At 62.3% G+C, this 24,636-nt stretch carries 25 protein-coding genes and 1 tRNA gene; 16 read left to right on the top strand and 10 right to left on the bottom strand.

What is annotated here, in order from left to right:
• Window positions 1–11 precede the first annotated feature (11 nt).
• The 7 genes from AC3EML_RS20810 to AC3EML_RS20840 all read left to right on the top strand — a co-directional run bounded on the left by AC3EML_RS20810 (window position 12) and on the right by AC3EML_RS20840 (window position 7,395).
• The gene (locus tag AC3EML_RS20810) at window positions 12–626 is read left to right on the top strand and encodes a DUF1326 domain-containing protein (protein ID WP_352519924.1); all 615 of its coding nucleotides are present in this window, start codon (window positions 12–14) and stop codon (window positions 624–626) included.
• On the top strand, window positions 623–1,453 hold the full coding sequence (pcsA, locus tag AC3EML_RS20815) for a phosphatidylcholine synthase (protein WP_023688483.1): 831 nt from the start codon (window positions 623–625) through the stop codon (window positions 1,451–1,453). The genes AC3EML_RS20810 and pcsA overlap by 4 nt, the downstream gene beginning before the upstream one ends.
• 17 nt (window positions 1,454–1,470) lie before the next feature.
• The gene (locus AC3EML_RS20820; protein ID WP_352520369.1) at window positions 1,471–2,448 is read left to right on the top strand and encodes a quinone oxidoreductase family protein; all 978 of its coding nucleotides are present in this window, start codon (window positions 1,471–1,473) and stop codon (window positions 2,446–2,448) included.
• Between the two features lie 210 nt (window positions 2,449–2,658).
• A complete protein-coding gene (locus AC3EML_RS20825) occupies window positions 2,659–4,236 on the top strand; it encodes an ABC transporter ATP-binding protein (RefSeq protein WP_033001237.1) in 1,578 nt (525 codons plus the stop codon).
• The gene (locus tag AC3EML_RS20830) at window positions 4,233–5,357 is read left to right on the top strand and encodes an ABC transporter permease (protein WP_031193354.1); all 1,125 of its coding nucleotides are present in this window, start codon (window positions 4,233–4,235) and stop codon (window positions 5,355–5,357) included. Before AC3EML_RS20825 ends, AC3EML_RS20830 begins: the two co-directional genes overlap by 4 nt.
• The gene (locus tag AC3EML_RS20835) at window positions 5,357–6,277 is read left to right on the top strand and encodes an ABC transporter permease (RefSeq protein WP_023668962.1); all 921 of its coding nucleotides are present in this window, start codon (window positions 5,357–5,359) and stop codon (window positions 6,275–6,277) included. The genes AC3EML_RS20830 and AC3EML_RS20835 overlap by 1 nt, the downstream gene beginning before the upstream one ends.
• A 50-nt stretch (window positions 6,278–6,327) precedes the next feature.
• Window positions 6,328–7,395: a BMP family ABC transporter substrate-binding protein gene (locus tag AC3EML_RS20840; RefSeq protein ID WP_023682527.1), complete on the top strand. Its 1,068-nt coding sequence runs from the start codon at window positions 6,328–6,330 to the stop codon at window positions 7,393–7,395.
• A gap of 138 nt (window positions 7,396–7,533) precedes the next feature.
• On the opposite strand, the gene rimO is transcribed toward AC3EML_RS20840, so the two are convergent.
• The 6 genes from rimO to AC3EML_RS20870 form a co-directional block, all read right to left on the bottom strand.
• Window positions 7,534–8,847 carry a 30S ribosomal protein S12 methylthiotransferase RimO gene (gene rimO / locus AC3EML_RS20845; protein WP_352520370.1) on the bottom strand — a complete coding sequence of 438 codons (1,314 nt, stop codon included), beginning with the start codon at window positions 8,845–8,847 and terminating at the stop codon, window positions 7,534–7,536.
• Between the two features lie 121 nt (window positions 8,848–8,968).
• Entirely contained in the window at window positions 8,969–9,628 is a 660-nt protein-coding gene (locus tag AC3EML_RS20850) for a TerC family protein (protein WP_023668959.1), read from the bottom strand.
• A 263-nt stretch (window positions 9,629–9,891) separates the two neighbouring features.
• On the bottom strand, window positions 9,892–10,299 hold the full coding sequence (locus AC3EML_RS20855) for a DUF930 domain-containing protein (protein WP_032889884.1): 408 nt from the start codon (window positions 10,297–10,299) through the stop codon (window positions 9,892–9,894).
• Between the two features lie 119 nt (window positions 10,300–10,418).
• The gene (locus tag AC3EML_RS20860) at window positions 10,419–11,345 is read right to left on the bottom strand and encodes a glycosyltransferase family 2 protein (protein ID WP_023832181.1); all 927 of its coding nucleotides are present in this window, start codon (window positions 11,343–11,345) and stop codon (window positions 10,419–10,421) included.
• Window positions 11,346–12,566 (bottom strand): FAD-dependent oxidoreductase, encoded by a 1,221-nt coding sequence (locus tag AC3EML_RS20865; RefSeq protein ID WP_196815089.1) that lies wholly within the window; start codon window positions 12,564–12,566, stop codon window positions 11,346–11,348. It lies immediately after the preceding gene.
• 40 nt (window positions 12,567–12,606) lie between these two features.
• On the bottom strand, window positions 12,607–12,996 hold the full coding sequence (locus tag AC3EML_RS20870) for a sugar 3,4-ketoisomerase (protein WP_023832183.1): 390 nt from the start codon (window positions 12,994–12,996) through the stop codon (window positions 12,607–12,609).
• Window positions 12,997–13,427: 431 nt separating this feature from the next.
• Between AC3EML_RS20870 and AC3EML_RS20875 the strand changes: the two genes are divergently transcribed.
• Entirely contained in the window at window positions 13,428–14,150 is a 723-nt protein-coding gene (locus AC3EML_RS20875) for a hypothetical protein (RefSeq protein ID WP_023668954.1), read from the top strand.
• Between the two features lie 347 nt (window positions 14,151–14,497).
• Here the strand turns inward: AC3EML_RS20875 and AC3EML_RS20880 are convergent, their stop codons facing one another.
• Window positions 14,498–14,689: a DUF3606 domain-containing protein gene (locus AC3EML_RS20880; RefSeq protein WP_023668952.1), complete on the bottom strand. Its 192-nt coding sequence runs from the start codon at window positions 14,687–14,689 to the stop codon at window positions 14,498–14,500.
• Window positions 14,690–14,875: 186 nt separating this feature from the next.
• Between AC3EML_RS20880 and AC3EML_RS20885 the strand changes: the two genes are divergently transcribed.
• A complete protein-coding gene (locus AC3EML_RS20885) occupies window positions 14,876–15,037 on the top strand; it encodes a hypothetical protein (RefSeq protein WP_023691300.1) in 162 nt (53 codons plus the stop codon).
• Window positions 15,038–15,184: 147 nt separating this feature from the next.
• Here AC3EML_RS20885 and AC3EML_RS20890 read toward each other — a convergent pair.
• A tRNA-Ser gene (locus AC3EML_RS20890) sits at window positions 15,185–15,274 on the bottom strand.
• 210 nt (window positions 15,275–15,484) lie between these two features.
• Window positions 15,485–15,964: an MgtC/SapB family protein gene (locus AC3EML_RS20895; protein WP_027050850.1), complete on the bottom strand. Its 480-nt coding sequence runs from the start codon at window positions 15,962–15,964 to the stop codon at window positions 15,485–15,487.
• 295 nt (window positions 15,965–16,259) lie between these two features.
• On the opposite strand from AC3EML_RS20895, the gene AC3EML_RS20900 reads away from it, so the two are divergent.
• The 7 genes from AC3EML_RS20900 to AC3EML_RS20930 all read left to right on the top strand — a co-directional run bounded on the left by AC3EML_RS20900 (window position 16,260) and on the right by AC3EML_RS20930 (window position 23,778).
• On the top strand, window positions 16,260–17,468 hold the full coding sequence (locus AC3EML_RS20900; protein WP_023830024.1) for a septal ring lytic transglycosylase RlpA family protein: 1,209 nt from the start codon (window positions 16,260–16,262) through the stop codon (window positions 17,466–17,468).
• Window positions 17,469–17,570: 102 nt separating this feature from the next.
• Window positions 17,571–18,737 (top strand): D-alanyl-D-alanine carboxypeptidase family protein, encoded by a 1,167-nt coding sequence (locus AC3EML_RS20905; RefSeq protein ID WP_023736648.1) that lies wholly within the window; start codon window positions 17,571–17,573, stop codon window positions 18,735–18,737.
• Window positions 18,738–18,809: 72 nt separating this feature from the next.
• Window positions 18,810–19,484, top strand: coding sequence for a dTMP kinase (gene tmk, locus AC3EML_RS20910; protein WP_023668949.1), 675 nt, complete (start codon window positions 18,810–18,812; stop codon window positions 19,482–19,484).
• Window positions 19,481–20,536, top strand: a complete 1,056-nt coding sequence (locus AC3EML_RS20915; protein WP_023745049.1) for a DNA polymerase III subunit delta' — start codon at window positions 19,481–19,483, stop codon at window positions 20,534–20,536. The genes tmk and AC3EML_RS20915 overlap by 4 nt, the downstream gene beginning before the upstream one ends.
• Window positions 20,537–20,626: 90 nt before the next feature.
• The gene (gene metG / locus AC3EML_RS20920) at window positions 20,627–22,177 is read left to right on the top strand and encodes a methionine--tRNA ligase (protein ID WP_023832184.1); all 1,551 of its coding nucleotides are present in this window, start codon (window positions 20,627–20,629) and stop codon (window positions 22,175–22,177) included.
• Window positions 22,177–22,965 carry a TatD family hydrolase gene (locus AC3EML_RS20925; protein ID WP_023832185.1) on the top strand — a complete coding sequence of 263 codons (789 nt, stop codon included), beginning with the start codon at window positions 22,177–22,179 and terminating at the stop codon, window positions 22,963–22,965. The genes metG and AC3EML_RS20925 overlap by 1 nt, the downstream gene beginning before the upstream one ends.
• Window positions 22,966–22,968: 3 nt before the next feature.
• The gene (locus AC3EML_RS20930) at window positions 22,969–23,778 is read left to right on the top strand and encodes an MBL fold metallo-hydrolase (RefSeq protein WP_352520371.1); all 810 of its coding nucleotides are present in this window, start codon (window positions 22,969–22,971) and stop codon (window positions 23,776–23,778) included.
• Between the two features lie 23 nt (window positions 23,779–23,801).
• Here the strand turns inward: AC3EML_RS20930 and AC3EML_RS20935 are convergent, their stop codons facing one another.
• Window positions 23,802–24,563 (bottom strand): GNAT family N-acetyltransferase, encoded by a 762-nt coding sequence (locus AC3EML_RS20935; protein ID WP_023824941.1) that lies wholly within the window; start codon window positions 24,561–24,563, stop codon window positions 23,802–23,804.
• Window positions 24,564–24,636 lie beyond the last annotated feature (73 nt).

Raw genomic sequence — 24,636 nt, forward strand, 5'->3', positions numbered from 1 at the left:
GGGAGAATTCTATGGCAGAGCAAGGCTGGGCAATGAAAGGAGAGCTCGTACTCTCCTGCAATTGCACGGTTTTTTGTCCTTGCGTGCTGTCGCTTGGCAGCCATCCGCCGACGGAGGGTTATTGTCAGACCTGGGCGGGCTTCCGCATCGACGCAGGCCATTTCGGCGAGGTCGACCTGTCCGGCCTCAATCTCGGTCTGGTCATGGAAATCCCCGGCTATATGAGCCGCGGCAACTGGACCGCAGGCCTGTTCATCGACAAGCGCGCCTCCGTCTATGCGGTGAAAGCGCTGACCAGGATCTTCACCGGGAAGGCCGGCGGAACAACCTCGCTGTTGTCGATCCTTGTCGGCAAGTTCCTCGGTGTCGAGCAGGTGCCGATCACCTACGAGACGCGTGACAAGACCCGTATTTTCCAGATACCGAAGATCATCGACGGGGCGGTCACACCGATTCCCGGCAAGGATCGCGAGAAGGATACCGTGATCGGCAACTCGGAATACTGGATCGCGCCGGAGATCATCGTGGCCAGGTCCGACAAAAGCAAGATGCGGGCGTTCGGCCACAACTGGAACTTTGCCGGCCGCTCGGCCGAAATCTGCAAACTGGATTGGCGGGGCCCGTGAGCAAGAACACAACCGCCAGGAATGCCGCCAAAAAGATCACCGACCGGATACCCAGGCCGAAGAAAAAGGTCACCTGGCCGCAGGCGCGGGCATTCTCGGTACATCTGTTGACCGCGTCTGGCTCGTTCCTGGCCTTCCTGTCTCTGGTGGCGGCAAGCGAGCAACGCTGGACGGCGATGTTCTGGTGGCTGGGGCTGGCGCTGTTCGTCGACGGCATAGACGGGCCGATCGCGCGCAAGCTTGAGGTCAAGGAGATCCTGCCGACCTGGTCGGGCGAACTCCTCGACAACATCATCGACTATGTCACCTATGTGCTGATCCCCGCCTTCGCGCTCTACCAGCGCGGCTTCATGGGCGAAGGGCTGTCTTTCCTGTCGGCGGCCATCATCGTGGTGTCCAGCGCCATCTATTATGCCGACACCGGAATGAAGACGAAGGAGAACTTCTTCAAAGGCTTTCCGGTCGTCTGGAACATGGTCGTGTTCACGCTGTTTGTCATCGAGCCGGGACAGTGGGTGTCCTTCGGCGTCGTCGTGGCGGCCGGCATCCTCACCTTCGTGCCGATCAACTTCATTCACCCCGTGCGGGTGGTGCGGCTGCGGCCAATTAATCTTGGCATGACGCTGCTCTGGTGTGCTTTCGGTGCGCTGGCGCTCGCGCAGGCGGCCCTTGCCGCCTTCTACGACCAGATCGGCGTTTTGGGCGAACAGGTCAGCGTCTTTACCAAGGTCGGCATCACCATCACCGGACTTTACCTCGCCTGCATCGGCGGTATCATGCAGTTCTTCCCCAAACTCGGCGCCAAGCCGGACCCTAAGAAAGCCTGACCGCAGGAAAGCCCACAATGTCCAAAGCAGTCCGTATCCACGCCCATGGCGGTCCGGAAGTCCTGACCTATGAAGACGCCGATCCGGGACAACCCGGCGCCGGGCAGATCCTGGTCAGGCACACCGCGATCGGCCTCAATTTCATCGACGTCTATCACCGCATCGGCCTCTATCCGCCGCCCGGCGGCTTCCCGCTGATCCCCGGCGGCGAGGCGGCAGGTGTGGTTCTCGAGGTCGGCGCAGGCATCGACTGGCTGAAGCCGGGCGACCGCATCGCCTATGCCGTCAACGTCGGCGCCTATGCCGAACAGCGCGTCGTCGCCGCCGACCGCGTCGTCAAGGTGCCGGACCGCATCAGCGACGAACAGGCCGCCGGCATGATGCTTAAAGGCATGACGGCGGAGTATCTGTTGCGCCGGACCTTCAAGGTGAAGGCAGGCGACACCATCCTGTTCCATGCCGCCGCCGGCGGCGTCGGGCTGATCCTGGGACAATGGGCAAAACATCTCGGCGCCACCGTGATCGGCACGGCAAGCTCAACCGACAAGATCGAGCTCGCCAAGGCGCATGGCTTCGGCCATGTCATCAACTACAAGGAGCAGGATTTCGTCGCCGGGGTCGCCGCCATCACCGGCGGCAAGAAATGTGACGTCGTCTACGATTCGGTCGGCAACGACACATTCCCGGCCTCGCTCGACTGTCTGAAGCCGCTCGGCATGTTCGTCTCTTTCGGTCAGTCCTCTGGACCGATCCCGCCATTTTCGATGTCGCTGCTGGCGCAGAAGGGCTCGCTGTTCGCTACCAGGCCGACTTTGTTCGTCTACAATGCCAGGCGTGAAGACCTCGAAGTCTCCGCCGCGGCATTGTTCGATGTGGTGTTGAGCGGTGCGGTCGAGATCAAGATCAACCAGCGTTATGCGCTGAAGGACGCGGGCAAGGCGCAAGCCGATCTCGAAGGGCGCAAGACCACGGGCACGACCATACTGATCCCCTGATCTGCCTTGCTGTTCAGTGTTTTGCCGCGACGCTAGGCACTGTTTACCCGAAAAACCGGGCGATCGGTCTGTTGTACGAAGTAGGTCGGTCTTTACCCCTTGAGTTTCCGCTGAAATTCTTGAAGCTCTTTCAAGGTGGGTGCTGCTTTCGCACGAGAGCGGCCAGCGCATACCATGCTGGCGGGAACACAGAACATGTCCGGGAACCGGATGGGAGGCACTGTGAGTGCAGATCATGATGGAGCGAACCTGCTTGAGGTTCGTGGCCTGACCAAGATATTCGGCACGCTGACGGCGTGCGATCATATCGACCTCAACATCGCCAAGGGCGAGATCCACGCGCTGCTTGGCGAAAACGGCGCCGGCAAGTCGACGCTGGTCAAGATGCTGTTCGGTTCACTGGAGCCCAATTCCGGCGAGATATTCTGGAACGGCGAAGCGGTGCGGATCACCAGTCCGGGCATGGCGAAGAAGCTCGGCATCGGCATGGTGTTTCAGCACTTCTCGCTGTTCGAGGCGCTGACCGCGGCCGAGAATATCGCTCTGTCTCTGGATGACGGCTCACCGATCAGCTCGATCGCGGCCAAGGCGAGGGCGCTTTCCTTCAGCTATGGCCTGCCGCTCGATCCGGACTCGCTGGTCGGCGATCTCTCGGTCGGCGAACGCCAGCGCATCGAGATCATCCGCTGCCTGTTGCAGACGCCGCAGCTCATCATCCTCGACGAGCCGACCTCGGTGCTGACGCCGCAGGAAGCCGACAAGCTGTTCGAAACGCTTGAGCGCCTGCGCTCGGAGGGCAAATCCATCCTCTACATTTCGCACCGGCTGGAAGAGGTCAAACGCATCTGCGACCGCGCCACCGTGCTGCGTCACGGCAAGGTCGTCGGCCATTGCAATCCGCGCGAGGAAACGGCTTCGTCGCTGGCTCGCATGATGGTCGGCAACGAGGTGAAGGCCGTGGTGCGTGCGCCGGCCGAAGGCATCGAGACCGCGCAGCCGCTGCTCGAAATCCGCGCCCTCAGCCGCAAGCCGGCAACGCCGTTTTCGATTCCGCTGAAGAATATCAACCTCACTGTGCGCGCCGGCGAGGTGATCGGCATTGCCGGTGTCGCCGGCAACGGCCAGGGCGAGTTCTTCGAATCCGTCTCCGGCGAGGTGCTGCAGCAGGACGCCGCATCCGTGCGCATCCGCGGCAAGGATGCCGGCTCGCTCTCGATCACAGGCCGGCGGCTGATGGGCGCTGCCTTCGTACCGGAAGAACGCCTCGGCCATGGCGCCGCGCCGCGCATGAAGCTTTCGGAGAACCTGCTCTTGTCGCGCCACGCCACCGACGGCAAGGTTTTTGTCGGCACCGGCGGCACGGTCAAAAGCGGTGCGGTCTATGCCGCCGCCCAGCGCATCATCGTGGCGATGGATGTGCGCAAGAGCGCGCCCGATCCGGAAGCCGCGGCCCTTTCGGGCGGCAATCTGCAGAAATTCATCGTCGGCCGCGAACTCGACCGCAGCCCTGCCGTCATGGTCGTCAACCAGCCGACCTGGGGCGTCGACGCCGGCGCCGCCGCCCACATCCGCCAGGCGCTGATCGAACTGGCGCGCAGTGGCTCGGCGGTTCTGGTCATCAGCCAGGACCTCGATGAGCTGTTCGAAATTTCGGACGCGATCGCGGTCATGCACAATGGCGAATTGTCGAAACCGCTGCCGATCGCCGAGGCAACTTTCGAAAAGATCGGCCTGTTGATGGGCGGCGCCGAGCCCGGCCACGCCGAACATGGTCTGGAGACGGCATGATGCGCCTCGAACTCGTCAAACGCCCGCAGCGCTCGATGCTGTTTTCGGCGCTGTCGCCCTTCATCGCTTTCGCCCTAACGATCATCGCCGGCGCGGTTCTGTTCGCGCTGCTCGGCGTCAACCCGCTGAGCGCATTCGAGATCTATTTCATCGAGCCGATCAGCCAGGTCTGGCAGTTGCATGAACTAGCGATCAAGGCCGCGCCTTTGATCCTGATCGCGGTCGGCCTGTCGGTCTGTTACAAGGCCAACATCTGGAACATTGGCGCCGAAGGCCAATTCATTCTCGGCGGCATTTTCGGCTCGGCCATTCCGGTGCTGTTTCCCGGGTTCGAAGGCCCACTGGTGCTGCCGCTGATGCTGTTGTTCGGCATGGTCGGCGGTGCCGCCTATGCAGCAATCCCGGCTCTCCTGAAGACGCGCTTCGGCACCAACGAAATCCTGACCAGCCTGATGCTGGTCTATGTCGCCCAGCTTTTCCTCGACTGGTTGGTGCGCGGCCCCTGGCGCGATCCGCAGGGCCACGGTTTCCCGCAGACGATCCAGTTCAACGACTCGGCGGTCCTGCCGGAACTGATGCCGGATGCCGGCCGCGCCAATTGGGGTTTTGTCTTCGCGCTTGTTGCAGCCGTGCTGATCTGGGTGCTGATGAGCCGCCTGCTCAAGGGTTTTGAGGTCCGCGTGCTCGGCTCCAGCCCGAGGGCAGGGCGCTTCGCCGGTTTCGGCCTCAACCGCATGGTGTTCTTCGCCTTCCTGCTGTCAGGCGCGCTGGCTGGGCTTGCCGGCATTTCGGAAGTCTCCGGCGCCATCGGCCAGCTGCAGCCGGTGATTTCGCCCGGCTACGGCTTCACAGCGATCATTGTGGCGTTCCTCGGCCGGCTCAATCCGCTCGGCATCGTCGCCGCCGGCCTAGTGCTGGCGCTGACCTATCTCGGCGGCGAGGCGGTGCAGAGCGCGCTTGGCATCTCCGACAAGGTGGCGCGTGTGTTCCAGGGCATGCTTTTGTTCTTCGTGCTCGGCTGCGACACGCTCATCCACTACCGAATCCGTCTGGTCGGCATGGCGCTGACGAAAAGCGCGGCGAAGCTTGAAGCCGCGCCGAAGTTGAAGGAAGCCCGCTGATGGACATCGCCGTCAACATCCTTTTGACCATCGCCACGGCGGCGACGCCGCTTTTAATAGCGGCCATCGGCGAACTGGTGGTCGAGCGCTCCGGCGTGCTCAACCTCGGCGTCGAAGGCATGATGATCATGGGCGCCGTCGGCGGCTTCGGCGCCGGCTATCTCACGGGATCGCCCTGGATCGGATTGTTGGCGGCAATCGCCATGGGTGCCGTGTTCTCGCTGCTGTTTGCGGTGATGACGCTGTCGCTCGCCACCAACCAGGTGGCGACCGGCCTGTCATTGACGCTGCTTGGCCTCGGCCTGTCCGGCATGATGGGGACCAGCTTCGTCGGCCAGCCCGGCGAGCGGCTGCCAAACCTCTACGTTCCGGTGCTCACCGACATTCCCGTGGTCGGCAGGCTGCTGTTCGGCCAGGACCCGATCTTCTACATCTCGATCGCGCTGACGGCGGCCGTCATGTGGTTCCTGTTCAAGACCCGCACCGGCCTCACCCTGCGCTCGATCGGCGACAGCCACACATCGGCGCATGCGCTCGGCATCAAGGTCATCCGCTACCGCTATCTCGCGGTCATCTTTGGCGGCGCCTGCGCCGGCCTTGCCGGCGGCCACCTGTCGCTGGTCTACACGCCGCAATGGGTGGAGAACATGAGCGCGGGCCGCGGCTGGATCGCGCTGGCGCTGGTCGTCTTCGCCTCCTGGCGGCCGTGGCGCGTGCTGGCCGGCGCCTACATCTTCGGCGCGGTGTGGATCGGCCAGCTTCATGCACAGGCATTTGGCATTCCGGTGCCTTCGCAGCTGCTTTCTTCTCTGCCCTATCTGGCAACCGTCGTGGTTCTCGTTCTAATCTCGCGCAACAAGCGTCTGACGATGATGAACACGCCGGCTTCCTTGGGGCAGCCATTCGTTCCGGATCGTTGACAACAAAAACAAACGGGAAGCTCCAAGGCTAAACTCAGAGAGGTAACACAATGAAAAAACTGCTTATTGCGTTGATGACCACGACCGCCGCCATGTCACTGGCGGCGTCCGCGCAGGCCGCCGACAAGTTGAAGGCATGCTGGGTCTACACCGGCCCGATCGGCGATTTCGGCTATTCCTACCAGCACGACCAGGGCCGCCTCGAGGTGGAAAAGGCGCTCGGCGACAAGGTCGAAACCGCCTATCTCGAGAACGTCTCGGAAGGTCCCGATGCCGACCGCGCTTTCGAGCGTCTGGCGCGCGAAGGCTGCAAGATCATCTTCGGCACCTCTTTCGGCTTCATGGACCCGGAAGTGAAGGTCGCCAAGAAGTTCCCCAAAGTGATGTTCGAGCACGCCACCGGCTACAAGACCGCTGACAATCTCGGCATCTACAATGCGCGCTTCTATGAAGGCCGCTATGTGCTCGGCCAGATCGCCGCCAAGGAATCGAAGGCAGGGGTCGCCGGCTATATCGTTTCTTTCCCGATCCCCGAAGTGGTGATGGGCATCAACTCCTTCATGCTCGGCGCGCAGTCGGTCAACCCGAACTTCAAGGCCAAGATCGTCTGGGTGAACTCCTGGTTCGATCCGGGCAAGGAAGCCGACGCGGCCAAGGCGCTGTTCGACCAGGGCGCCGACATCATCGTCCAGCACACGGATTCCACTGCGGCACTGCAGGTGGCGGAAGAGCGCAAGCTGCACGGCTTCGGCCAGTCCTCCGACATGATCAAGTTCGCGCCGAACGCGCAGCTGACCTCGCTGACAGACGAATGGGGGCCGTACTACATCAGCCGCGTCCAGGCAGCGCTCGACGGCACCTGGAAGCCGGACAATGTCTGGCTCGGCATCAAGGACGGCGCCGTCAAGCTGGCGCCCTTCACCAACATGCCGGACGATGTGAAGGCGATGGCCGAGGCAACCGCCAAGAAAATCGCAGATGGCTGGAACCCCTTCACCGGACCGGTCGCCAAGCAGGATGGCACGCCGTGGCTCAAGGACGGCGAAGTAGCCGACGACGGCACGCTGCTCGGCATGAACTTCTATGTGAAGGGTGTCGACGACAAGTTGCCGCAGTAAGTATCGGAAACGCAAAAGAGAAGGGCGCCGCCCGGCGCCCTTTTTCACTTCGCGGGCTGCACGCCTCGACTGCGAAACCGCGCCGAGGGCTGTGCCAAAAATCCGAGGGCGCCGGGAGGCGCCCTTTTTGGTAATTTTCTAAACCGCCGAGCCGTAAAGGTCGTAGGCGTCGGCGCGGTCGATCTTGACCGTGACGATGTCGCCTTGGCGCAGCGGGCGGCGCGACTGGATATGCACCGAACCGTCGATCTCGGGCGCGTCGTATTTTGTCCGGCCCTTGGCAGACGTGCCATGCGCCTCGTCGATCAGCACCGGCAGGCGCTTGCCGACCTTCTTGGCCAGCTGCGTCGCCGAGATCTTCTGCTGGCGCTGCATGAAGCGATGCCAGCGCGCTTCCTTGATCTCCTGCGGCACCTGTTCGAGGCCGAGATCGTTGGAGCGGGCGCCGCGGACCGGCTCGTATTTAAAGCAGCCGGCGCGATCGATCCTGGCCTCGTCCAGCCAGTCGAGCAGCATCTCGAAATCCTCGTCGGTCTCGCCGGGGAAACCGACGATGAATGTCGAGCGTATCGCCAGATCCGGGCACACCTCGCGCCAGCCGCGAATGCGCACCAGCGTCTTTTCGCCATGGGCTGGACGGCGCATGTTCTTCAGCACCTGCGGCGAGGCGTGCTGGAAGGGGATGTCCAGATAGGGAAGGATTTTTCCATCCGCCATCAGCGGGATGACATCGGCGACATGCGGGTAGGGGTAGACATAGTGCATGCGTACCCAGATGCCGAGCTTGCCCAGCTCCTCCGACAGGTCGAGGAATTTCGCCCGCACTTCGCGGTCGCCGAACATCGACGTCTGGTACTTGATGTCGATGCCGTAGGCGCTGGTGTCCTGCGAGATGACCAGCAATTCCTTGACCCCGGCCTTGGCCAGCTTCTCGGCCTCGCGCAGCACATCGGCCGCCGGGCGCGAGACGAGGTCGCCGCGCAGTGCCGGAATGATGCAGAAGGTGCAGCGGTTGTTGCAGCCTTCGGAAATCTTGAGATAGGCGTAGTGCCGCGGCGTCAGCTTGACGCCTTGCGGCGGCAGAAGGTCGATATAGGGATCGTGGCTGGGCGGCGCCGCCTCATGCACCGCGGCCATCACGCTCTCATAGGCCTGCGGGCCGGTGATGGCGAGGACGTTGGGGTGCTTCTCTCGGATGACGTCCGGCTCGGCGCCGAGGCAGCCGGTGACAATCACCCGGCCGTTTTCCGAAAGCGCCGAACCGATGGCGTTGAGCGATTCGTCGCGGGCTGAATCGAGAAAGCCGCAGGTGTTGACGACGACAAGGTCGGCGCCGTCATGCTTGCGTGCGATCTCATAGCCTTCGGCGCGCAGGCGCGTGATGATGCGCTCGGAATCCACAAGCGCCTTCGGGCATCCAAGGCTGACGAAACTGACGCGAGGCGCAGACATGAGAAAACATTCCGGGTTTTTCGGGATCGGCGGCCAGTACCACACTTATTGCGGCATTGGTATGTGCAGCGGCTGCGGCGAACGCGACCATGCTGCTACAGAAGCTGTGGGACCGGCAGCGTCAGCTCACCACAGGACTGACATGCGGCCAGACCTCGACAACGCCGCGATAGACCATATCGATCGCGACGTAGAGAATGATCAGCAAGCCGACATAGGCGATCCAGCGGTGGCGATGCAGCAGCTTGGCAATGAAGCTCGCGGCCAAGCCCATCAAGGCGATCGACAGCACCAGGCCTATGACAAGCACGGGAAAATGATCGCGCGCCGCACCGGCGACCGCCAGCACATTGTCCAGCGACATCGAAACATCGGCGACGACGATCTGCAGGGCCGCCTGGCCGAGCGTCTTGCGCGGCGCCTTGCCACCCACCGTTCTGTCGCTGTTGAGGTCGGAATCGGAGAGCGCCTCGGTCGCCTCGAACTCGTCGGCATGCGACGTCCGCAGCTCGCGCCACATCTTCCAGCACACCCACAACAAAAGGATGCCGCCGGCCAGCAGCAGGCCGACAATGGCAAGAAGCTTGACGGTGACGGCGGCAAACAGGATGCGCAGCACAGTCGCCGCCAACACGCCGATCAGGATGGCTTTCTTGCGCTGCTCGACCGGCAGACCGGCGGCGGCAAGGCCGATGACGATGGCATTGTCGCCGGCAAGCACCAGATCGATGGCGATGACCTGGAGGAGGGCCGTCATGCTTGCAGCGCTGAAAATGTCCATCGACCGGAGCCCCTTGCTGTATCGGCGTGTTCGTCGTCGGATATGCCGACGCCCTAACGTGTATGGTTCCCGCGCGTCAAGAGACTGCCGGCGCAATTCCAGGAAAAGTGCGTAGCGGTTTTCCGTCCGGAATTACGCAAAAACAAAGAGTTACAGTGGGTCAGCTGCTCCATAAAAAGGCTGAACCGCTCTAACCGCCGACGCTGAAAGCCACGGGAATAGGGAAGGTCGTTCTGCCAGAGAGAATTCTGGTCGCAGCGAATTCAGTCGTAGAGATTGTACTTCGCCCAGTCGGCTTCCGGAATCTCGTCGCCGATGCGGTAACGGAACTGCAGGACCTCCATATGGTCAGGCGCCGTCTCGCATTTGAACTTCAGCCGGTACCACTGCCCCTTGCTGCGGAAGGCAGCGCCCGGGCTGCGGATGGCATCGGCCTTCATTTCCGGCGTCGCGAAGGCGTAGGCGACGACGCGGTCTGCCTTGTACTTGTGGTCGTCATGGCTGATGCGGTCGAGCACTTCGGCGTCGCATCTCTGCTCCAGCCGGGTCTCCGGGTCGAGTTTCAGCAGGCCGGCGCGCAGGGCGGCGTCCATCGCGTGGGCGGGCCAGGCCAGGGTCACCGAGGCCAGCGCCGCAAGGAATAGTTTTTTCATGGGCGGGAGAACGACCATAACTCGCGTGAAAAATCAACCGGAGTGCCATTTTGGGGCAGCCGGATATGCGCGGAAATCGCCGTTGGCCGGGCAGGGTGTTTTGACGCAGCCGCTTTGATACGTCGCCGGCGCCATTCTTATTTGTCCGGGCTGCCATGCACCGATTGCCTGTTTCGCCATCTTTGCGCTTCTCGCGATCGCGGCACCCACCGCCACGGCCGCAAGGCGATATAGACAGCGAGGAAGGTTCTCTGTGCAAGGCCGGCCTCGCTGTGCCAGACCTCCCTTATCCCCGCCGCCCGCAAGGCCCTTCGTTGGGTGCTGTTGCGGTCCCAGCGCCGGCTGATGCTGCCCGCCCGGTAGTATTTGTGGCAGAGCACTTGCGGCACGCGGACAAAGCCGCCGAGCAGCGACAGATGCAGAAGCCAGGTCCAGTCGGCGCTGAATTCGCCTTGGCTGTTGGGCTTGATCCCGCCGCTACGGTGGAACGCCCAGGCCCTGAATATCCCACGATTGGGAACCCACCATCCATGCGGCTGGCGCGCCATCGCCCGGCCACGCGCAAAACCGTCCTGCAAGCCCTCCAGCAGGTCGAACTTCCACGTGGCACTTTCGCCGCTGACTTCGATCACTTCGACATCGCTGAACGACAGTACGGCCTCGGGATTGGCATCGAGCGCCCGCACCAGCGCCTCGATATAGGTTGGATCGATGACGTCGTCATGGAAGGCAAAGAACATCAATTCGCCGCTGGCATTGGCCATCAGATCGTTGGAGTTCTTCAGCCATCCCAGGTTTTTGTCCCGGCGCAGGATACGGACATCGTCGCGGCCGCCGGCGAAGGCTGAAACGATCTCGAATGTCGCGTCGGTCGAATTGTCCTCCCCGACCAGGATCTCGATATTGTCCCAGGTCTGCGCGGCGAGGCTGTCCAGCGTACGCGAAATGAATGCCGCCGAATTGTAGCATGGCACCAGCGCCGTGACCTTCGGCCGCCAGCCGGATCGAAGCTGGACTTGTTTCTGCGCTACCTGCTTCGCGCCGCCCTGTTCTGTCTCACCCATTCACTCGATCCCGCAGATTTGCCGCGCCAGCCTGTCGGCAAGCCACGGCGCCGTCGAATATTTACCTGTGTCGACCGAGATGTAGTTGCCCAGGCGGTTGACCCCGAATTGGTCGCGGCGATGGATTGTGGCTTTCGGGTCGCTGAGCGAACCACGCCCTTGCGCAAACACGAAGCCGCCGCGTACCTCAAGCTCCTCGGCATCGTCGAACATGCTGGAAACACTGGGCACCAACCGGGCGAGCGTGGCGCGAACGTCGCCGATGAACCGCTGTCGTGCGTCGGCATCGAGCGCTTGCGGCGTTTCGATCGACAATTCGCCACTCTCCGCAAGCAACCCGCTCGGGTACCAGGAGAGATAGAAGTTGCGCCCGTCATAGTTTTTTATGTCGCCGAACGGGCCAAGGGCGACGACCGCGCACGGCACATCGACAGGCTGCCTGGTGCGGCCGAACAGGCAAAGCCTGTAGCGGTGCGACCATCCGGGAACCGGCTCGATGCCGGCCGTGCGGTCGACAGCCAGCCGCCCCTCCCAAAGGCAATTGACGACGATGTCGAACGCCTCACTTTTCTTGCCTGCGACCGCCACGCGCCATTTCCCGTCAATTCCGTCCACCGGCTGTGCCGACAGGACTTTGGACGCCATCCGCAAGCTGATATTGGGTTCACCCCGAAGCGCCGCGCAAAGCCGGCAGGCAACCCATCGCGTGTTGACGGATCGCTCCGGCACCTGGAAGCCCCCGACGATCTGGTCCGAGTTGGTGACATCGGCCAATTCAGTTTTGGAAAGCCGATTCGATCGCGCCGCCGATACGTCGGCAAGGTAGCTGGTGGCGTCAGCGTGGCTGCGCACCAATACATCCACACGTTCAAAGATCGCCCCCAGCGCCTCGGCAGCGACGATCGAGTTGCGATGGACCAGATAAAGGTCTTCCGAAAGGGTCGTGTGCGCTTCCAGATTGCTTCCGATCAGCTCGGAAACAAGCCTGCCGAAACACAGTCCTCCCGAAAGCAGATGCCGGGCGGTCAGCAGCGAGGGATCGTTCCCGTAGAGATAGCCGAGATGAATCTTGCCCTCGTTCCAACGGCTGGCGCAGGCCATCGGCTCGCTCTCCTTGTCGAAGAGGGACACCGCGTAGCCTCTGCGGGCCATCATGAGAGCGAGGCTGGCGCCCATGATGCCGGCGCCGAGAATAGCCATTCTGCCGCGAGGCGCTGTCATGTCCTGGCGCGCATCGCCTCTCCTTTCCCGATGAGTGTCATCAGGGGTTCGATACGTAGTTTTCAGGGTCGTATTCGGTATCGCAGAAAACCAGCAAAGACGGGTTCTCGCCTTCATAGGTCTGCAGCGCCCACACCGGGGCATCGACCAGCACCGCGCGGTTCGATGCGGTGAGCGTCAGCCGTTCGATCTGTTCCTGATAGCGAAATTCGATGCCGATCTGGCCCGACAGCTGCATCATCAATTGCCGGCCCGAGCCGTGTGCATGTCCGCCCCGCGACGTGCCGCGCGGCGCGGTGACGACGAACGCCCGCACGGCTTGGAAATTGTAACCGCTGAACTCGATAGCGGTCAGCATTCCCCTGGGATCGCAATGTAACGAAGTGGGGATCTCGGTGACCTTGCCGCCAAAGAACGTTCGATGCTGCATAACGTAAGCCCGCCAGATGCCGGTCGAAATTTACCTCAGACTAGCGCTTATATCAAAAGACAGAGAATACAACCACTTAGGCGGTGTTTTGGGACACAGCAGCGGATCGATGTCGAGCTCGGCCTCAGGCCGATACGGTGCCGACTACCGAAGGTCGCCGCGCCGTCACGACTTCTGAGTCGCGGCCGAAACCACGGCTTAAGACCTTGGTCCGAGCGGTCTAGGACCTTTGAGTTCGGAAGGCCGGCCGGTCCCAACGAGGGTGATCTACTTCAGCAATTTCAAAGAGTTATGCTGGTTGGCGTTTCGCCGGCCGGCCGCTTCGTTCTCGCAATGAAAGCACAGCTATATCCAAGTTTACCCTTTGTGTTAGCGATTCCTCATGTTGCCCGCTATAGCGGTTAGTGGCGGTGGCAATCTCGGAGGTAGTTATGACATCCCGAAAGACCCTTTTTGCTGCATTTGCGGTGTTCTCGCTTCTGGTGTCGCCGGCCCTGGCTGCTGCTGGTGGCAACGGCCATGGTAACGGCCATGGCAATGGTAACGGTAACGGCAATGGCAATGGCAATAGCGGAGGAAACGGTAATGCTGGCGGCAATGGCGGAGGCGGCGGTTCGCTCGGCAAGTCGGCATCCGCCAAGGGCCAGGTCGCCAAGGCCGCTACCGGTTCAGTGTCCAAGGAAAAGAATATCCATGCCAAGCTGGGCCGATTGAACTCACTGCAGCGCAACGCCAACGCCTTTATGCACTCCAAGAGCAAGAACTTCGCTGGCGTGCAGGCTTTTGTGACACAGTCGGCAATAGCCAAGAACGCTCAATCGGCGCTCGATGCCGCTAATCAGGCGGTTGCCGACGCCAAAGCGGCGCTCGACGCGCTGAATGCGAAAGCGGCTGACCCGAATACCCCGCCCGAAGATGTCCCGACGCAGGCCGACCTCGATGCAGCACAGGCAGCGCTCGATGACGCCACCCAGGATGCGGCCGCTGCTCAGACCGCCGCCACAGCTGCCGCTGCCAACGTCCCATCGATCGATGCAGCCCTTGCCCAAATGGCCAACAAGCCCGTTGACCCTGAGGTGACAGATTGGGCCAATAGCGTACTTGCCGACAAGATCGACCAAGTAGCCGCCAAGCTGGCGCCGGCCGCGCCTTAAGGCCCCATGCGGCGGCAGCGATCCAATCGACGATAAGCCGTCGGGTCCGCCCGGCGGCTGCACCTTTCTCGCCTATCTGCAGCGTTGGTCCCAATGCAGGTCCGAGATTCTGGTCATGGCTATTTTGCGAAATCTCCAGCCGGGCCGCCGTCCTCAAGGCTGAATTCATGCGTGCTTCGCGCATCTTCATCGACCACACGAAACCAATGCTCCTGAAGCGCTCTAGGCGACACCCTTTGGCCCGTGACCTTCTCTACCGCAGATAACGGATCATCGGCGCTCGTGGCCTGAGTTGAGACACACTCCTCTCCATGCCACTCTTCCACCTGGTACTCTGGCATGCCGGCCTACCTACCGCTCCCCAGAGCCTTCGCTTCCCGCTCCAGCGTCTCGCGTCGGTTGCCGTGCTTCGCGATCAATTCCTTGACCTGCTGCGGGGTGATGCCGGCCTTGGTGGCGAAATACTCGACTTCATAATCCTCATCGGCAGAGACGCGGTCCCGATCGCGGAAGTCCGTCTTCGTTTTGTCGTCGGCCATTTGCTTTGCTCCTGGTTGAATGATCAACCGCAACGTGCAGCCGCAGCCTTTTGTTGCAGCGGAGCCCGGATTTCCGAAACGGTCACATGGGAAAACGGCCCTCAGTCGCAGGAGGTGCTGGTGTTGCTGTAACTTTGAACGGAACGGTTCTTCTCCTTGACGGTTGTGACGTGAAGGAGATGCCTCATGTTTGAAAGTGTGATGTGGTTGATCGTCGTTGCTGGTGGGCCACTGTTGCTGGCCCTATTGATGGCATACGTTCTTATGACCCGACGCCACCGTGGTCCTGCAGAACGCATGGAAAGCGACCGCGCGACCAAACGGCTCTATCGCCAGGACGAACGTTGATCCTGAGGCTGGCGCAACGTTTGCGCTCACGCTGGCCCGCTGCCTCGCGGTGGCAGGCTTCTTCGTTTTAGAAAGTTAGGAATAACTTAGGAAAGATTTGGCCCTCTTTGAAAATACAGAGGCAATTCAGCACGGTAGCCAAATATCTGGCGGAGGGAGTGGGATTCGAACCCACGGTGGGCTTGCACCCACGCCGGTTTTCAAGACCGGTGCCTTAAACCGCTCGGCCATCCCTCCAACGTGACTTTTCAATCATCTAGGAACATCAACCGACCCAGTGAACGACAGTTGGTATCGAATGATACCTATCCTTCCGGACCAGCTTGCGGTTCATTTCTCTAGAGCGTTGCCCATCGCCAAGTCAACCATCGGCGCTGCCATGGATAATAGGGGGTGGCGTTCGTTACCCGAACGGAGCTGCGAACCCGTTTTCGAAGGAGCCGGGATCTAATTGCGATCCTTGCTGCCGACCTGCACAAGTTGCAGAAGACCCAGCACGACAAGTGCGAGCAAGGTAGCCAAAGCCGCGATCTGCCAGAACCCGAGCCCAACCGCCAGGCCTATGGCGCCTGCCAGCCACATGCCCGCCCCAGTGGTAAGCCCTTGAACCTCGCCCTTGGAGAAGAAGATCAAGCCCGCGGCCAGAAATGCCACGCCGGCAGTCGTGGCTTCGATCAAGCGGATAGGATCAATGGCGATTTCCTGACCATCGAAGACGTGAAGATGAGTAATCTCGATCGTGAGGATGGCAATTAGAGCCGTCGCAACACAGACCAGGATGTGTGTCCTCAATCCGGCCGGTCGGTTACGCCATTCGCGTTCGATCCCAACGATGGAGCCAAGGACGGCCGCGAGCAAAAGCCTGGCTGAAATTACGGAAAAGGGCAGCCACGTCTGTTGCCCGAAACGTTCAATGAATTCATCCATGAGGCGCAGAACGTATCTCGGGTCGGTCGGTTCCAGGCAGCCGCGCTTCATGCCACAGGTTCACTTCCAGACTCCAAAGGACAGAGGTCTCGGATGCCTCCTCACAGGCGCCCGGCCAGCCCGGGACCTGGCCGCCACATTCCTGCCCGGTTCCGGACACAATCGATTAATACGCTGATAAACAATTCCTGCGCACAAGGGATGGGGATTGGCGCGTCGCAGGCATTGCTCATCTGGCTCCGCCGAAATTCTAGAAGCGGCGCCTGTGTCGAGACGGTAGGGGACATCGGAAAACATGCAGACCACGACGCATCGGCGTCTTCGTCGCGCTCCTGCTTTGGTGTTGTGCGCTCTTTCGGCTGCGTTGCTGGCCGCGTGCGCGTCGCCGCAGTCCGAGCCGAAAGCCATGGTCTACAAGAAGCCTCGCTCGAAGGAATATTTTGCCGAGACCGAGTACGGCGTGAAGGCCAGCCCGCGCGTTCAGTACATGCGGCGCGGCGGCGGCCGCGACCAGTTGGGCAAGCCCTATCAGGTGCGCGGCAAGTGGTATTACCCCAAGGAAGACAAGCGCTACGCCAAGGTCGGTCTCGCCTCCTGGTATGGCGATGCCTTCCACGGTCGTCTCACAGCCAATGGCGAAGTCTACGACATGACCCATCTGACCGCGGCGCATCCGACCATGCCGCTGCCGAGCTATGCCCGTGTCACCAACACCGAGACCGGAAGCTCGGTCATCGTGCGCGTCAACGACCGCGGCCCCTATCATGAGGGACGCATCATCGATGTCTCGGAACGCGCCGCGCAAATGCTCGACTATGCCAAGGTCGGCACGGCCAGGGTCAAAGTGGAATATATCGGCCGCGCGCCGCTCGACGGCGACGACGACCAATATCTGGTCGCCTCCTATCGCCCGGGCAACAACCGCCCGGACCCGTCCGATGGCTTGCCGACCGGCGTCATGGTGGCGATGAACGGACCTTCGCCGAGCCTATCTGTTGGCGCACCCCCTGCCGTAGTGCCGTTTCCTGGTCAGTTGACGAATTCCGACACACAGCCAGTGATGTCGATGCAGGCACCGGCCTCAAGCGATGTGACGCTGCCTGAATTCGGGCCGATCGTGCCTCAGCGCCCGGAATCGTCCTTTGCCGTGGCTTCGCTCTCCTATGCGGATGAGCGCGTACAGCGCGCCGACGTCTTTGCAGCGCTTGACGACCAGGGCATGTCGCCAGCCGACATCCTGCAATCGTGGAAGAAATCCAACCCGCAGGCATCGCCTGCCGTTTCCGACTATGTCGCCGCCGGATCCTTCGACGATGCTGCCGAGGCAAAGCGGGTGGCTGCGGCTCTCGAACCGTTCGGCAGGACCGAAATCCAGAGCACCGAACTCGACGGCAATGACTGGTACGCGGTCAATCTCTATCCGGATGGCCATGGCAATGTCGACGACCTCTTGCGCGCGGCATGGTCGCATGGCGCGCCGGACGCGCTGGCTGTGCGCAACTGACCAACAAAGGCACGCCGGTTTTGTCATTGCGCGGTTGATCCGCCGGGAAGAAGCCTGATAGCGTTGCGGCAAGTTTCTGCCGGCTAACAGTCGAGCCTCTTCATGCGATTTCGCCTTTTCCACCCTTTTGCCGGGCTTTTTGGCCTTGGCTTCTTGCTTGCCGCGTTGGTTCCGGCCAACGCGCAGCTTTTTGAGACCAAGGCCACGCAGGCTTTCATGATCGATGCCGAAACCGGCACGGTGCTGTTTTCCAAGGATGCCGACCAACCGATCCCGCCGGCCTCGATGGCCAAGCTGATGACGATGGAGATGGTCTTCAACGCCATCAAGTCGAAGCGCATGAGCCTCGACGACACCTTCGTGGTTTCGGAAAATGCCTGGCGCAAGGGCGGTGCGCCTTCGGGAACGTCGACCATGTTTGCCAAGCTCAAATCGGCGATCCGGGTCGAGGATCTGATCCAGGGGGTCACCATACAGGCCGCCAATGACGGCTGCATGGTGCTGGCCGAAGGCATGGCCGGTTCGGAAGAGAATTTCGCGGCGCAGATGAACGATCGCGCGCGCCAGATCGGGCTGCCGAAATCGACATTTGTCAATTCCACCGGCCTGCCGGCCGACGGCCAGCAGACGACAGTGCGCGAACTGGCGCAGCTTGGCCTGCATATATGGCGCGAATATCCGGATCTCTATCTCTATTACGGCCGGGCCGATTTCACCTGGAACAAGATCTCGCAAAAGAACCGCAACCCATTGCTGGCCATGGGCATCGGTGCCGATGGGCTGGCGGTCGGGTCGAGTGAGGCGGGCGGTTTCGGCATCGTCGGCTCGGTCAGCCATGACGGGACGCGGGTGATCGCGGCGATGAGCGGATTGGCCAACGACCGCGAGCGCGCCGAGGAAGCGCGCAAGCTGCTTGAATGGGGCGTCCGCTCCTTCGAGAAGACCGAGATTTTCGCCAGCAACGAAGTGGTCGGCGAGGCCCAGGTGTTCGGCGGCGCCAAATCCAGCGTAGCGCTGAAGGCAAAGGCGCCCATCGACGTCCTGCTGCCGATCGCCAACCGCGACAAGCTGACCGCCAGGATCGTCTATCAGGGGCCGGTATCGGCGCCGGTGGAGGAGGGACAGCCCGTCGGCGCGCTGCGCGTCTGGATCGGCGACACGCTGAGCCAGGAAACCCCGCTTTTCGCCGCCGAATCGGTTGGCGTCGGCACACTGCCGCAACGAGCGTTTGATGCCGCCAGGGAACTGGCCGTAGGCTGGCTGCGTTGAGTTCCTGCGGCGTGGACCTTTTCTCGGGCGCGGACTAAGACACCAGCGCAAAGCAGGACAAAGGCCTTTCGATTGGCAAGCGGATTTTTCATCACCTTCGAAGGCGGCGAGGGCGCCGGCAAGTCGACGCAGATCGAGCGGCTGGCCCAGAAGATGCGCGCCAAGAAATACGATGTCCTCCTCACCCGCGAACCCGGGGGGTCACCCGGCGCCGAGGCGGTCAGGCACGTGCTCCTGTCCGGCGCCGCCGAGCCTTTCGGGCCGAAGATGGAGGCGCTGCTGTTTGCCGCCGCACGCTCCGACCATGTCGAGCAGGTCATCCGGCCGGCGGTGGAGCGCGGCTCCATCGTGCTTTGCGACCGTTTCCTGGATTCGTCGCGCGTCTATCAGGGCGTCACCGGCGGCCTCGATCCGGCTTTCATGGAAGCTCTGGAGGAGGTCGCCATCAACGGCATGATGCCGGACATGACGCTGATCCTTGACATTGACCCCGCCGAGGGCTTGCGGCGCGCCGCCGCGCGGCGTGGCGCCGAGGACGGTCCGGACCGCTTCGAAAAGGAGACGCTGGACATCCACCAGCGCCGCCGTGACGCCTTCCTGGCGATCGCAGCGGCCGAGCCGGACCGCTGCATCGTGATCGACGCGTCGGCGCCTCCCGCTGCGGTGGAGGATGTCATCACCGCGGTGGTGTTCGCCGCACTTGAGGCGAGGGCGCCCGCGCGCAACCGACAGGCGGCGCCCGCATGATCTTCGAACGCATCGCTCCCGAGCAGCACGACACGCTGGACGGTGTACCGGAGCCGTCCGAGACGCTGCGCCTGGTCGGCCATGAGCAGGCGGCCGCGATGCTCGCTGCCGCCTATCGCTCGGGAAAACTGCCGCATGCGGTGATCTTTGCCGGGCCGATCGGCATCGGCAAGGCGACGCTTGCCTTTCACCTGGCGCACCATCTGTTGAAGCATCCGGCCTTCGACCAGGCGCCGGATGTGTTTGCCGTTCCCGATCCGGCCTCATCGCTGTTTCGCCAGATCGCCACCGGGGCGCATCCCGGCGTGCTGCATCTGACCAGGCCGCTGAACGACAAGACCAAGAGCTTCAAGACGGTCGTCACCGTCGACGAGATCCGCAAGGTCAACCGCTTCCTGTCGCTGACCTCGCATGACGGCAGCTACCGGGTGGTGATCGTCGATCCGGCCGACGACATGAACACCAACGCCGCCAATGCCTTGCTGAAGAACCTCGAGGAGCCGCCGAGCCGCACGCTGTTCATCCTCATCGTGCATGCGCCGGGCAGCCTTTTGCCGACCATCCGCTCGCGCTGCCAGATGGTGCGGCTGACGCCGCTCGATGCCGGCAGCCTGATGAGCGTTCTGGAAACCGTCGAGCCGCCGCCACCTTCCGATCCTGCCGCGCGCGCGGCACTGGCGGAACGGGCAGGGGGCAGCGCCCGCAATGCGATCCTTCTGACCCAATATGGCGGGCTGGAGATTGCCGGCACGCTCGACGCCCTGGTCACGTCGGGCAGGAGCGACATCGCCGGCGCCTATCGCCTTGCCGAGGCCGTCGCCGGCCGCGACCAGGCGATCCAGTTCGACATCTTCAACCGCCGCGCGCTCGATCTGCTCTCCACCGGCGCCAGTGAAGCCGCGCTGGCTGGGGATCTCGCGCGGGCGAAAACGCTGTCCGACACTTGGCACGAGGCGCTGAACGCCATATCTGAGACCGATACCTACAATCTTGACAAGAAGCAGCACGCCTTGACCATGATCGACCGCCTGAATTCCGCAATGCGAATGTGACCGGTTTCGGCATTGGGGCGGGATGGCAATCGCCGTCTCGATGCGATATCCACCGCTCACATTCATTCGGCCATTCATGACGGTTAATTCATGTCACGCGACACATTCTACATCACGACACCAATTTTCTATCCGAACGGCAAGCCGCATATCGGCCACGCCTATACGGTCATTGCGACCGACGCGCTGGCCCGCTTCCAGCGCCTGGACGGCAAGGACGTGCTCTTCCTCACCGGCACTGACGAACACGGCCTCAAGATGCAGCAGACGGCCGAGAAGGAAGGCATAACGCCACTCGCGCTTGCCGACCGCAACTCGGCGATCTTCCGTTCGATGACAGAGGTCCTGGGCGGCTCGAATGATGATTACATCCGCACGACGGAACCACGCCACTACGAGTCGTGCCAGGCGATCTGGAAGGCGATGGCGGCCAATGGCGACATCTATCTCGACCGCTACAGTGGCTGGTATTCGGTCCGCCAGGAAGCCTATTTCGAAGAGAGCGAAACCACGCTTGGCGACGACGGCGTGCGCCGCGAGCCGCTTGGCTCGCCGGTCGAATGGAATGAGGAGGAAAGCTACTTCTTCAGGCTTTCCGCCTATCAGGACAAATTGCTTGCGCTGTACGAAAGCCAGCCCGATTTCGTCGGTCCGGCCGAGCGCCGAAATGAGGTGATGAGCTTCGTCAGGTCCGGCCTCAAGGACATCTCGGTCTCGCGCACGACCTTCAATTGGGGCGTGCCGGTGCCCGGCGACGACAAGCATGTGATGTATGTCTGGGTCGATGCCTTGACCAACTACATCACCGCTGCCGGCTATCCCGACACCAAGGCCGAGCAATGGCGCTACTGGCCGGCCACGCACATTATCGGCAAGGACATCGTCCGCTTCCATGCCGTCTACTGGCCGGCTTTCCTGATGTCGGCCGGCATCGAACTGCCGAAGCGCGTCTTCGCGCATGGCTTCCTGTTCAACCGCGGCGAGAAAATGTCGAAGTCGGTCGGCAATGTCGTAGACCCCTTCACCATGGTCGAGCATTACGGCCTCGACCAGGTGCGCTATTTCTTCTTGCGTGAGGTGCCATTCGGCCAGGACGGCAGCTACAGCCATGACGCGATCGTCAACCGCACAAATGCCGATCTCGCCAACGGTCTCGGCAATCTGGCGCAGCGCTCGCTGTCGATGATCGCCAAGAACTGCGGCGGCGTGGTGCCGCATCGCGGCGAGCTGACCGAAGCCGACAGCGCGATCCTCGACCAGGCGGTGGAAGCGCTGGGTACCGCGCGCCAGGCGATGGCGGAACAGGGCATCCATCTCGCGTTGGCGGCGATCTTCGGCGTTGTGGCGGAAGCGGATCGCTACTTCGCCTCGCAGGCGCCCTGGGCGCTGAAGAAGACCGATCCGGCGCGCATGGAAACGGTGCTGTGGACGACCGCCGAACTGGTGCGGCGCGTGGCATTGCTGTGCCAGCCCTACATTCCGGGGTCGGCCGGCAAGCTGCTCGATCTGCTGGCGGTGCCGGCGGACACGCGCGACTTCGCGCATGTCCATGCCGACTATGCGCTGGTGCCCGGCACGGCGCTGCCCGCGCCGGAGGGCGTGTTTCCGCGTTATGTCGAAAACCCTGAGGCGAGCGCCTGATGCTCGTCGACAGCCATTGCCATCTCGACTTTCCGGATTTCACCGAGGAGCGGGCCGCCATCGTCGCCCGCGCCAAGGCTGCCGGTATAGGTCACATGGTGACCATCTCGACACGCGTGAAGCGGTTTGCGCAAGTGCTTGAGATTGCCGAGAGTTTCGACGAAATCTATTGCTCGGTCGGCACCCATCCTCACAATGCCGGCGAAGAGCTGGATGTGACGGCTGAGGACCTTGTGCGCCTGTCCGCGCACCCGAAGGTGGTGGCGATCGGCGAGGCCGGGCTCGACTATTTTTACGACAAGGTGCCACGCGATGCGCAGGCGCAGGGTTTTCGCACTCATATAGCAGCTGCGCGCGAGACCGGGCTGCCGCTGGTGATCCATTCGCGCGATGCCGATGACGACATGGCTGCCATCCTCGAAGACGAAACAGGGAAGGGCGCCTTCCCCTTCATCCTGCATTGTTTTTCGTCGGGGCGACGGCTGGCAGAGGTCGGCGTGGCGCTTGGTGGCTATGTGTCCTTCTCGGGCATACTGACCTTCAAGAACTCCGCCGATTTACGCGCCATCGCAGCCGATGTGCCGCATGACCGGCTGCTGGTCGAGACCGACGCGCCGTATCTGGCGCCGGTGCCGTTCCGCGGCAAACGCAACGAGCCGGCCTATGTCGCGCATACAGCCAAGGTGCTGGCGGAGACGGTCGGCGTTGGCGAAGCCGAGATCGCGACGCTGACGACGGCGAACTTCTTCCGGCTGTTCGGCAAGATGCCGCGGCCCGCCGGGCTCTGACGCATGAGCGACCGGCTGCGCCTCACCATCCTCGGCTGCGGCTCGTCACCCGGCACGCCGCGCATCACCGGCGATTGGGGCAATTGCGACCCGGCCAATCCGAAAAATCGGCGTACACGCTCAGCCGCGCTCGTCGAGCGGATAGCAGCCAACGGCGCCAGAACCACGGTCGTCATCGACACCGGGCCTGATTTCCGTGAGCAGATGCTGATGGCGGCCGTCCGGCGCATCGACGCCGTCGTCTATACGCATCCGCACGCCGACCACATCCACGGCATCGACGATCTGCGCGGCTACGTGCTGGAGCAGCGCCATTTGATCGATGTCCATGCCGACCAGCCGACCATGCTCAGGCTGCGCGAAGCGTTCGGCTATTGCTTCGAGACGCCGTTTGGCAGTTCCTATCCGCCGATCGTCAGGCCGCACATCATCGATCACGCAAGGGCGGTGACGATCGAAGGCGAGGGCGGTGCCCTCACCCTCGAGCCGCTGCCGCAGATCCATGGCGACATCATTTCGCTCGGCTTCCGCATCGGCGGGCTGGCCTACTGCCCCGATATAAGCGACTTCCCGGATGCCACCGCCGAGCGGCTGCGCGGCCTGGACATGCTGGTCATCGATGCCTTGCAGTACCATACCCATCCCAGCCATCTGTCGCTCGGTCAGGCGCTCGGCTGGATTGAAAAACTGGCGCCGAAACAGGCCGTGCTGACGCATATGCACGTGCCGCTCGACTATGCCACGGTCAAGGCTGAGGTGCCGGCCAACGTCACTCCGGCCTATGACGGCATGGTGATCGAAATTCCTTTATGAGACAGCATGATACGAGCAGATCCTTATAAGGACGTTCGGTTCTTCGGCGCGAAGATCAGCAGCGTTCCAATCCGCTCATAGCCCATGCGGGGATAAAGCAGCGCTCCGGCACGCGTCGCCAACAGCATCGAGCACCGCGACCCATGCGCTTTGTCGTCATGCAGCATTTTGGCCATCAGCGCCTGGCCGATGCCTCGACGCCGGTGCGAAGGCTCGACAAACATTGCCGAGCACCATGTGGCGCCGACGGCGTCTATGCTGCGCACACGCCCGACGATGGCGTCGCCATCGAGCGCCACATACTGGCGAAACGGCGCATCGTCGCCGAGTTGATCGTCTGGAAGTGGCCGCCTGCGTATGACCTTTCCCAGTTGTGCAGCGCGTTCAGCCGTCCTCACGCGTTCGATAGAGACGATTGCTGGCGGGTCTGGAATTTGGCGCAGCGACTGGACGAAAAAGCCTTCCGTCCGCAGCAGCCGGTAGCCGAGCGCCTTGTAGGCAGTTCGCGTCGGTTCGTCCGGGCCGTCATTCGCGATCACGACCGAAACGGCAAAGCTTGGCCGCGCATGCTGCCGCACGATGGCATCGGCTTCCTCGGCGGCGACGTCATGGACGATCCATTCTTCGCCACGGTAGTCGCGTGCATTCTTGCGCTCGGCATCGCGCATCAGCCACAAGGGTCCGACGCGGCTGGCTTCGTAGGGAAAGGAACGGCTCTTGTCGGTACTGAAGCCGTGCACGAACACTTCGATCGCCGCTTCGATGTCACGCTTTCCTGTCGTCATCGACACAGCGTAGCGTTGGCCAACGGCTCAAGGCAACACGCGTCGGTCATGCCATGAAATCCGCGTCATTTCC

This window comes from Mesorhizobium sp. P170090, from assembly GCF_057786115.1.

Bases quoted from the DNA above. Each gene is read 5' to 3' on its own strand.
- AC3EML_RS20895 (WP_027050850.1), bottom strand. From the start codon at position 15,964: ATGGATGAATTCATTGAACGTTTCGGGCAACAGACGTGGCTGCCCTTT.
- AC3EML_RS20810 (WP_352519924.1), top strand. From the start codon at position 12: ATGGCAGAGCAAGGCTGGGCAATGAAAGGAGAGCTCGTACTCTCCTGC.
- AC3EML_RS20855 (WP_032889884.1), bottom strand. From the start codon at position 10,299: ATGGTCGTTCTCCCGCCCATGAAAAAACTATTCCTTGCGGCGCTGGCC.
- AC3EML_RS20880 (WP_023668952.1), bottom strand. From the start codon at position 14,689: ATGGCCGACGACAAAACGAAGACGGACTTCCGCGATCGGGACCGCGTC.
- AC3EML_RS20860 (WP_023832181.1), bottom strand. From the start codon at position 11,345: ATGGGTGAGACAGAACAGGGCGGCGCGAAGCAGGTAGCGCAGAAACAA.
- AC3EML_RS20925 (WP_023832185.1), top strand. From the start codon at position 22,177: ATGCTCGTCGACAGCCATTGCCATCTCGACTTTCCGGATTTCACCGAG.
- AC3EML_RS20905 (WP_023736648.1), top strand. From the start codon at position 17,571: ATGCGATTTCGCCTTTTCCACCCTTTTGCCGGGCTTTTTGGCCTTGGC.
- rimO (WP_352520370.1), bottom strand. From the start codon at position 8,847: ATGTCTGCGCCTCGCGTCAGTTTCGTCAGCCTTGGATGCCCGAAGGCG.
- AC3EML_RS20900 (WP_023830024.1), top strand. From the start codon at position 16,260: ATGCAGACCACGACGCATCGGCGTCTTCGTCGCGCTCCTGCTTTGGTG.
- AC3EML_RS20840 (WP_023682527.1), top strand. From the start codon at position 6,328: ATGAAAAAACTGCTTATTGCGTTGATGACCACGACCGCCGCCATGTCA.
- metG (WP_023832184.1), top strand. From the start codon at position 20,627: ATGTCACGCGACACATTCTACATCACGACACCAATTTTCTATCCGAAC.
- AC3EML_RS20935 (WP_023824941.1), bottom strand. From the start codon at position 24,563: ATGACGACAGGAAAGCGTGACATCGAAGCGGCGATCGAAGTGTTCGTG.
- AC3EML_RS20915 (WP_023745049.1), top strand. From the start codon at position 19,481: ATGATCTTCGAACGCATCGCTCCCGAGCAGCACGACACGCTGGACGGT.
- AC3EML_RS20825 (WP_033001237.1), top strand. From the start codon at position 2,659: ATGGGAGGCACTGTGAGTGCAGATCATGATGGAGCGAACCTGCTTGAG.
- AC3EML_RS20870 (WP_023832183.1), bottom strand. From the start codon at position 12,996: ATGCAGCATCGAACGTTCTTTGGCGGCAAGGTCACCGAGATCCCCACT.
- AC3EML_RS20875 (WP_023668954.1), top strand. From the start codon at position 13,428: ATGACATCCCGAAAGACCCTTTTTGCTGCATTTGCGGTGTTCTCGCTT.
- AC3EML_RS20850 (WP_023668959.1), bottom strand. From the start codon at position 9,628: ATGGACATTTTCAGCGCTGCAAGCATGACGGCCCTCCTCCAGGTCATC.
- AC3EML_RS20930 (WP_352520371.1), top strand. From the start codon at position 22,969: ATGAGCGACCGGCTGCGCCTCACCATCCTCGGCTGCGGCTCGTCACCC.
- AC3EML_RS20885 (WP_023691300.1), top strand. From the start codon at position 14,876: ATGTTTGAAAGTGTGATGTGGTTGATCGTCGTTGCTGGTGGGCCACTG.
- AC3EML_RS20820 (WP_352520369.1), top strand. From the start codon at position 1,471: ATGTCCAAAGCAGTCCGTATCCACGCCCATGGCGGTCCGGAAGTCCTG.
- AC3EML_RS20865 (WP_196815089.1), bottom strand. From the start codon at position 12,566: ATGACAGCGCCTCGCGGCAGAATGGCTATTCTCGGCGCCGGCATCATG.
- AC3EML_RS20835 (WP_023668962.1), top strand. From the start codon at position 5,357: ATGGACATCGCCGTCAACATCCTTTTGACCATCGCCACGGCGGCGACG.
- AC3EML_RS20830 (WP_031193354.1), top strand. From the start codon at position 4,233: ATGATGCGCCTCGAACTCGTCAAACGCCCGCAGCGCTCGATGCTGTTT.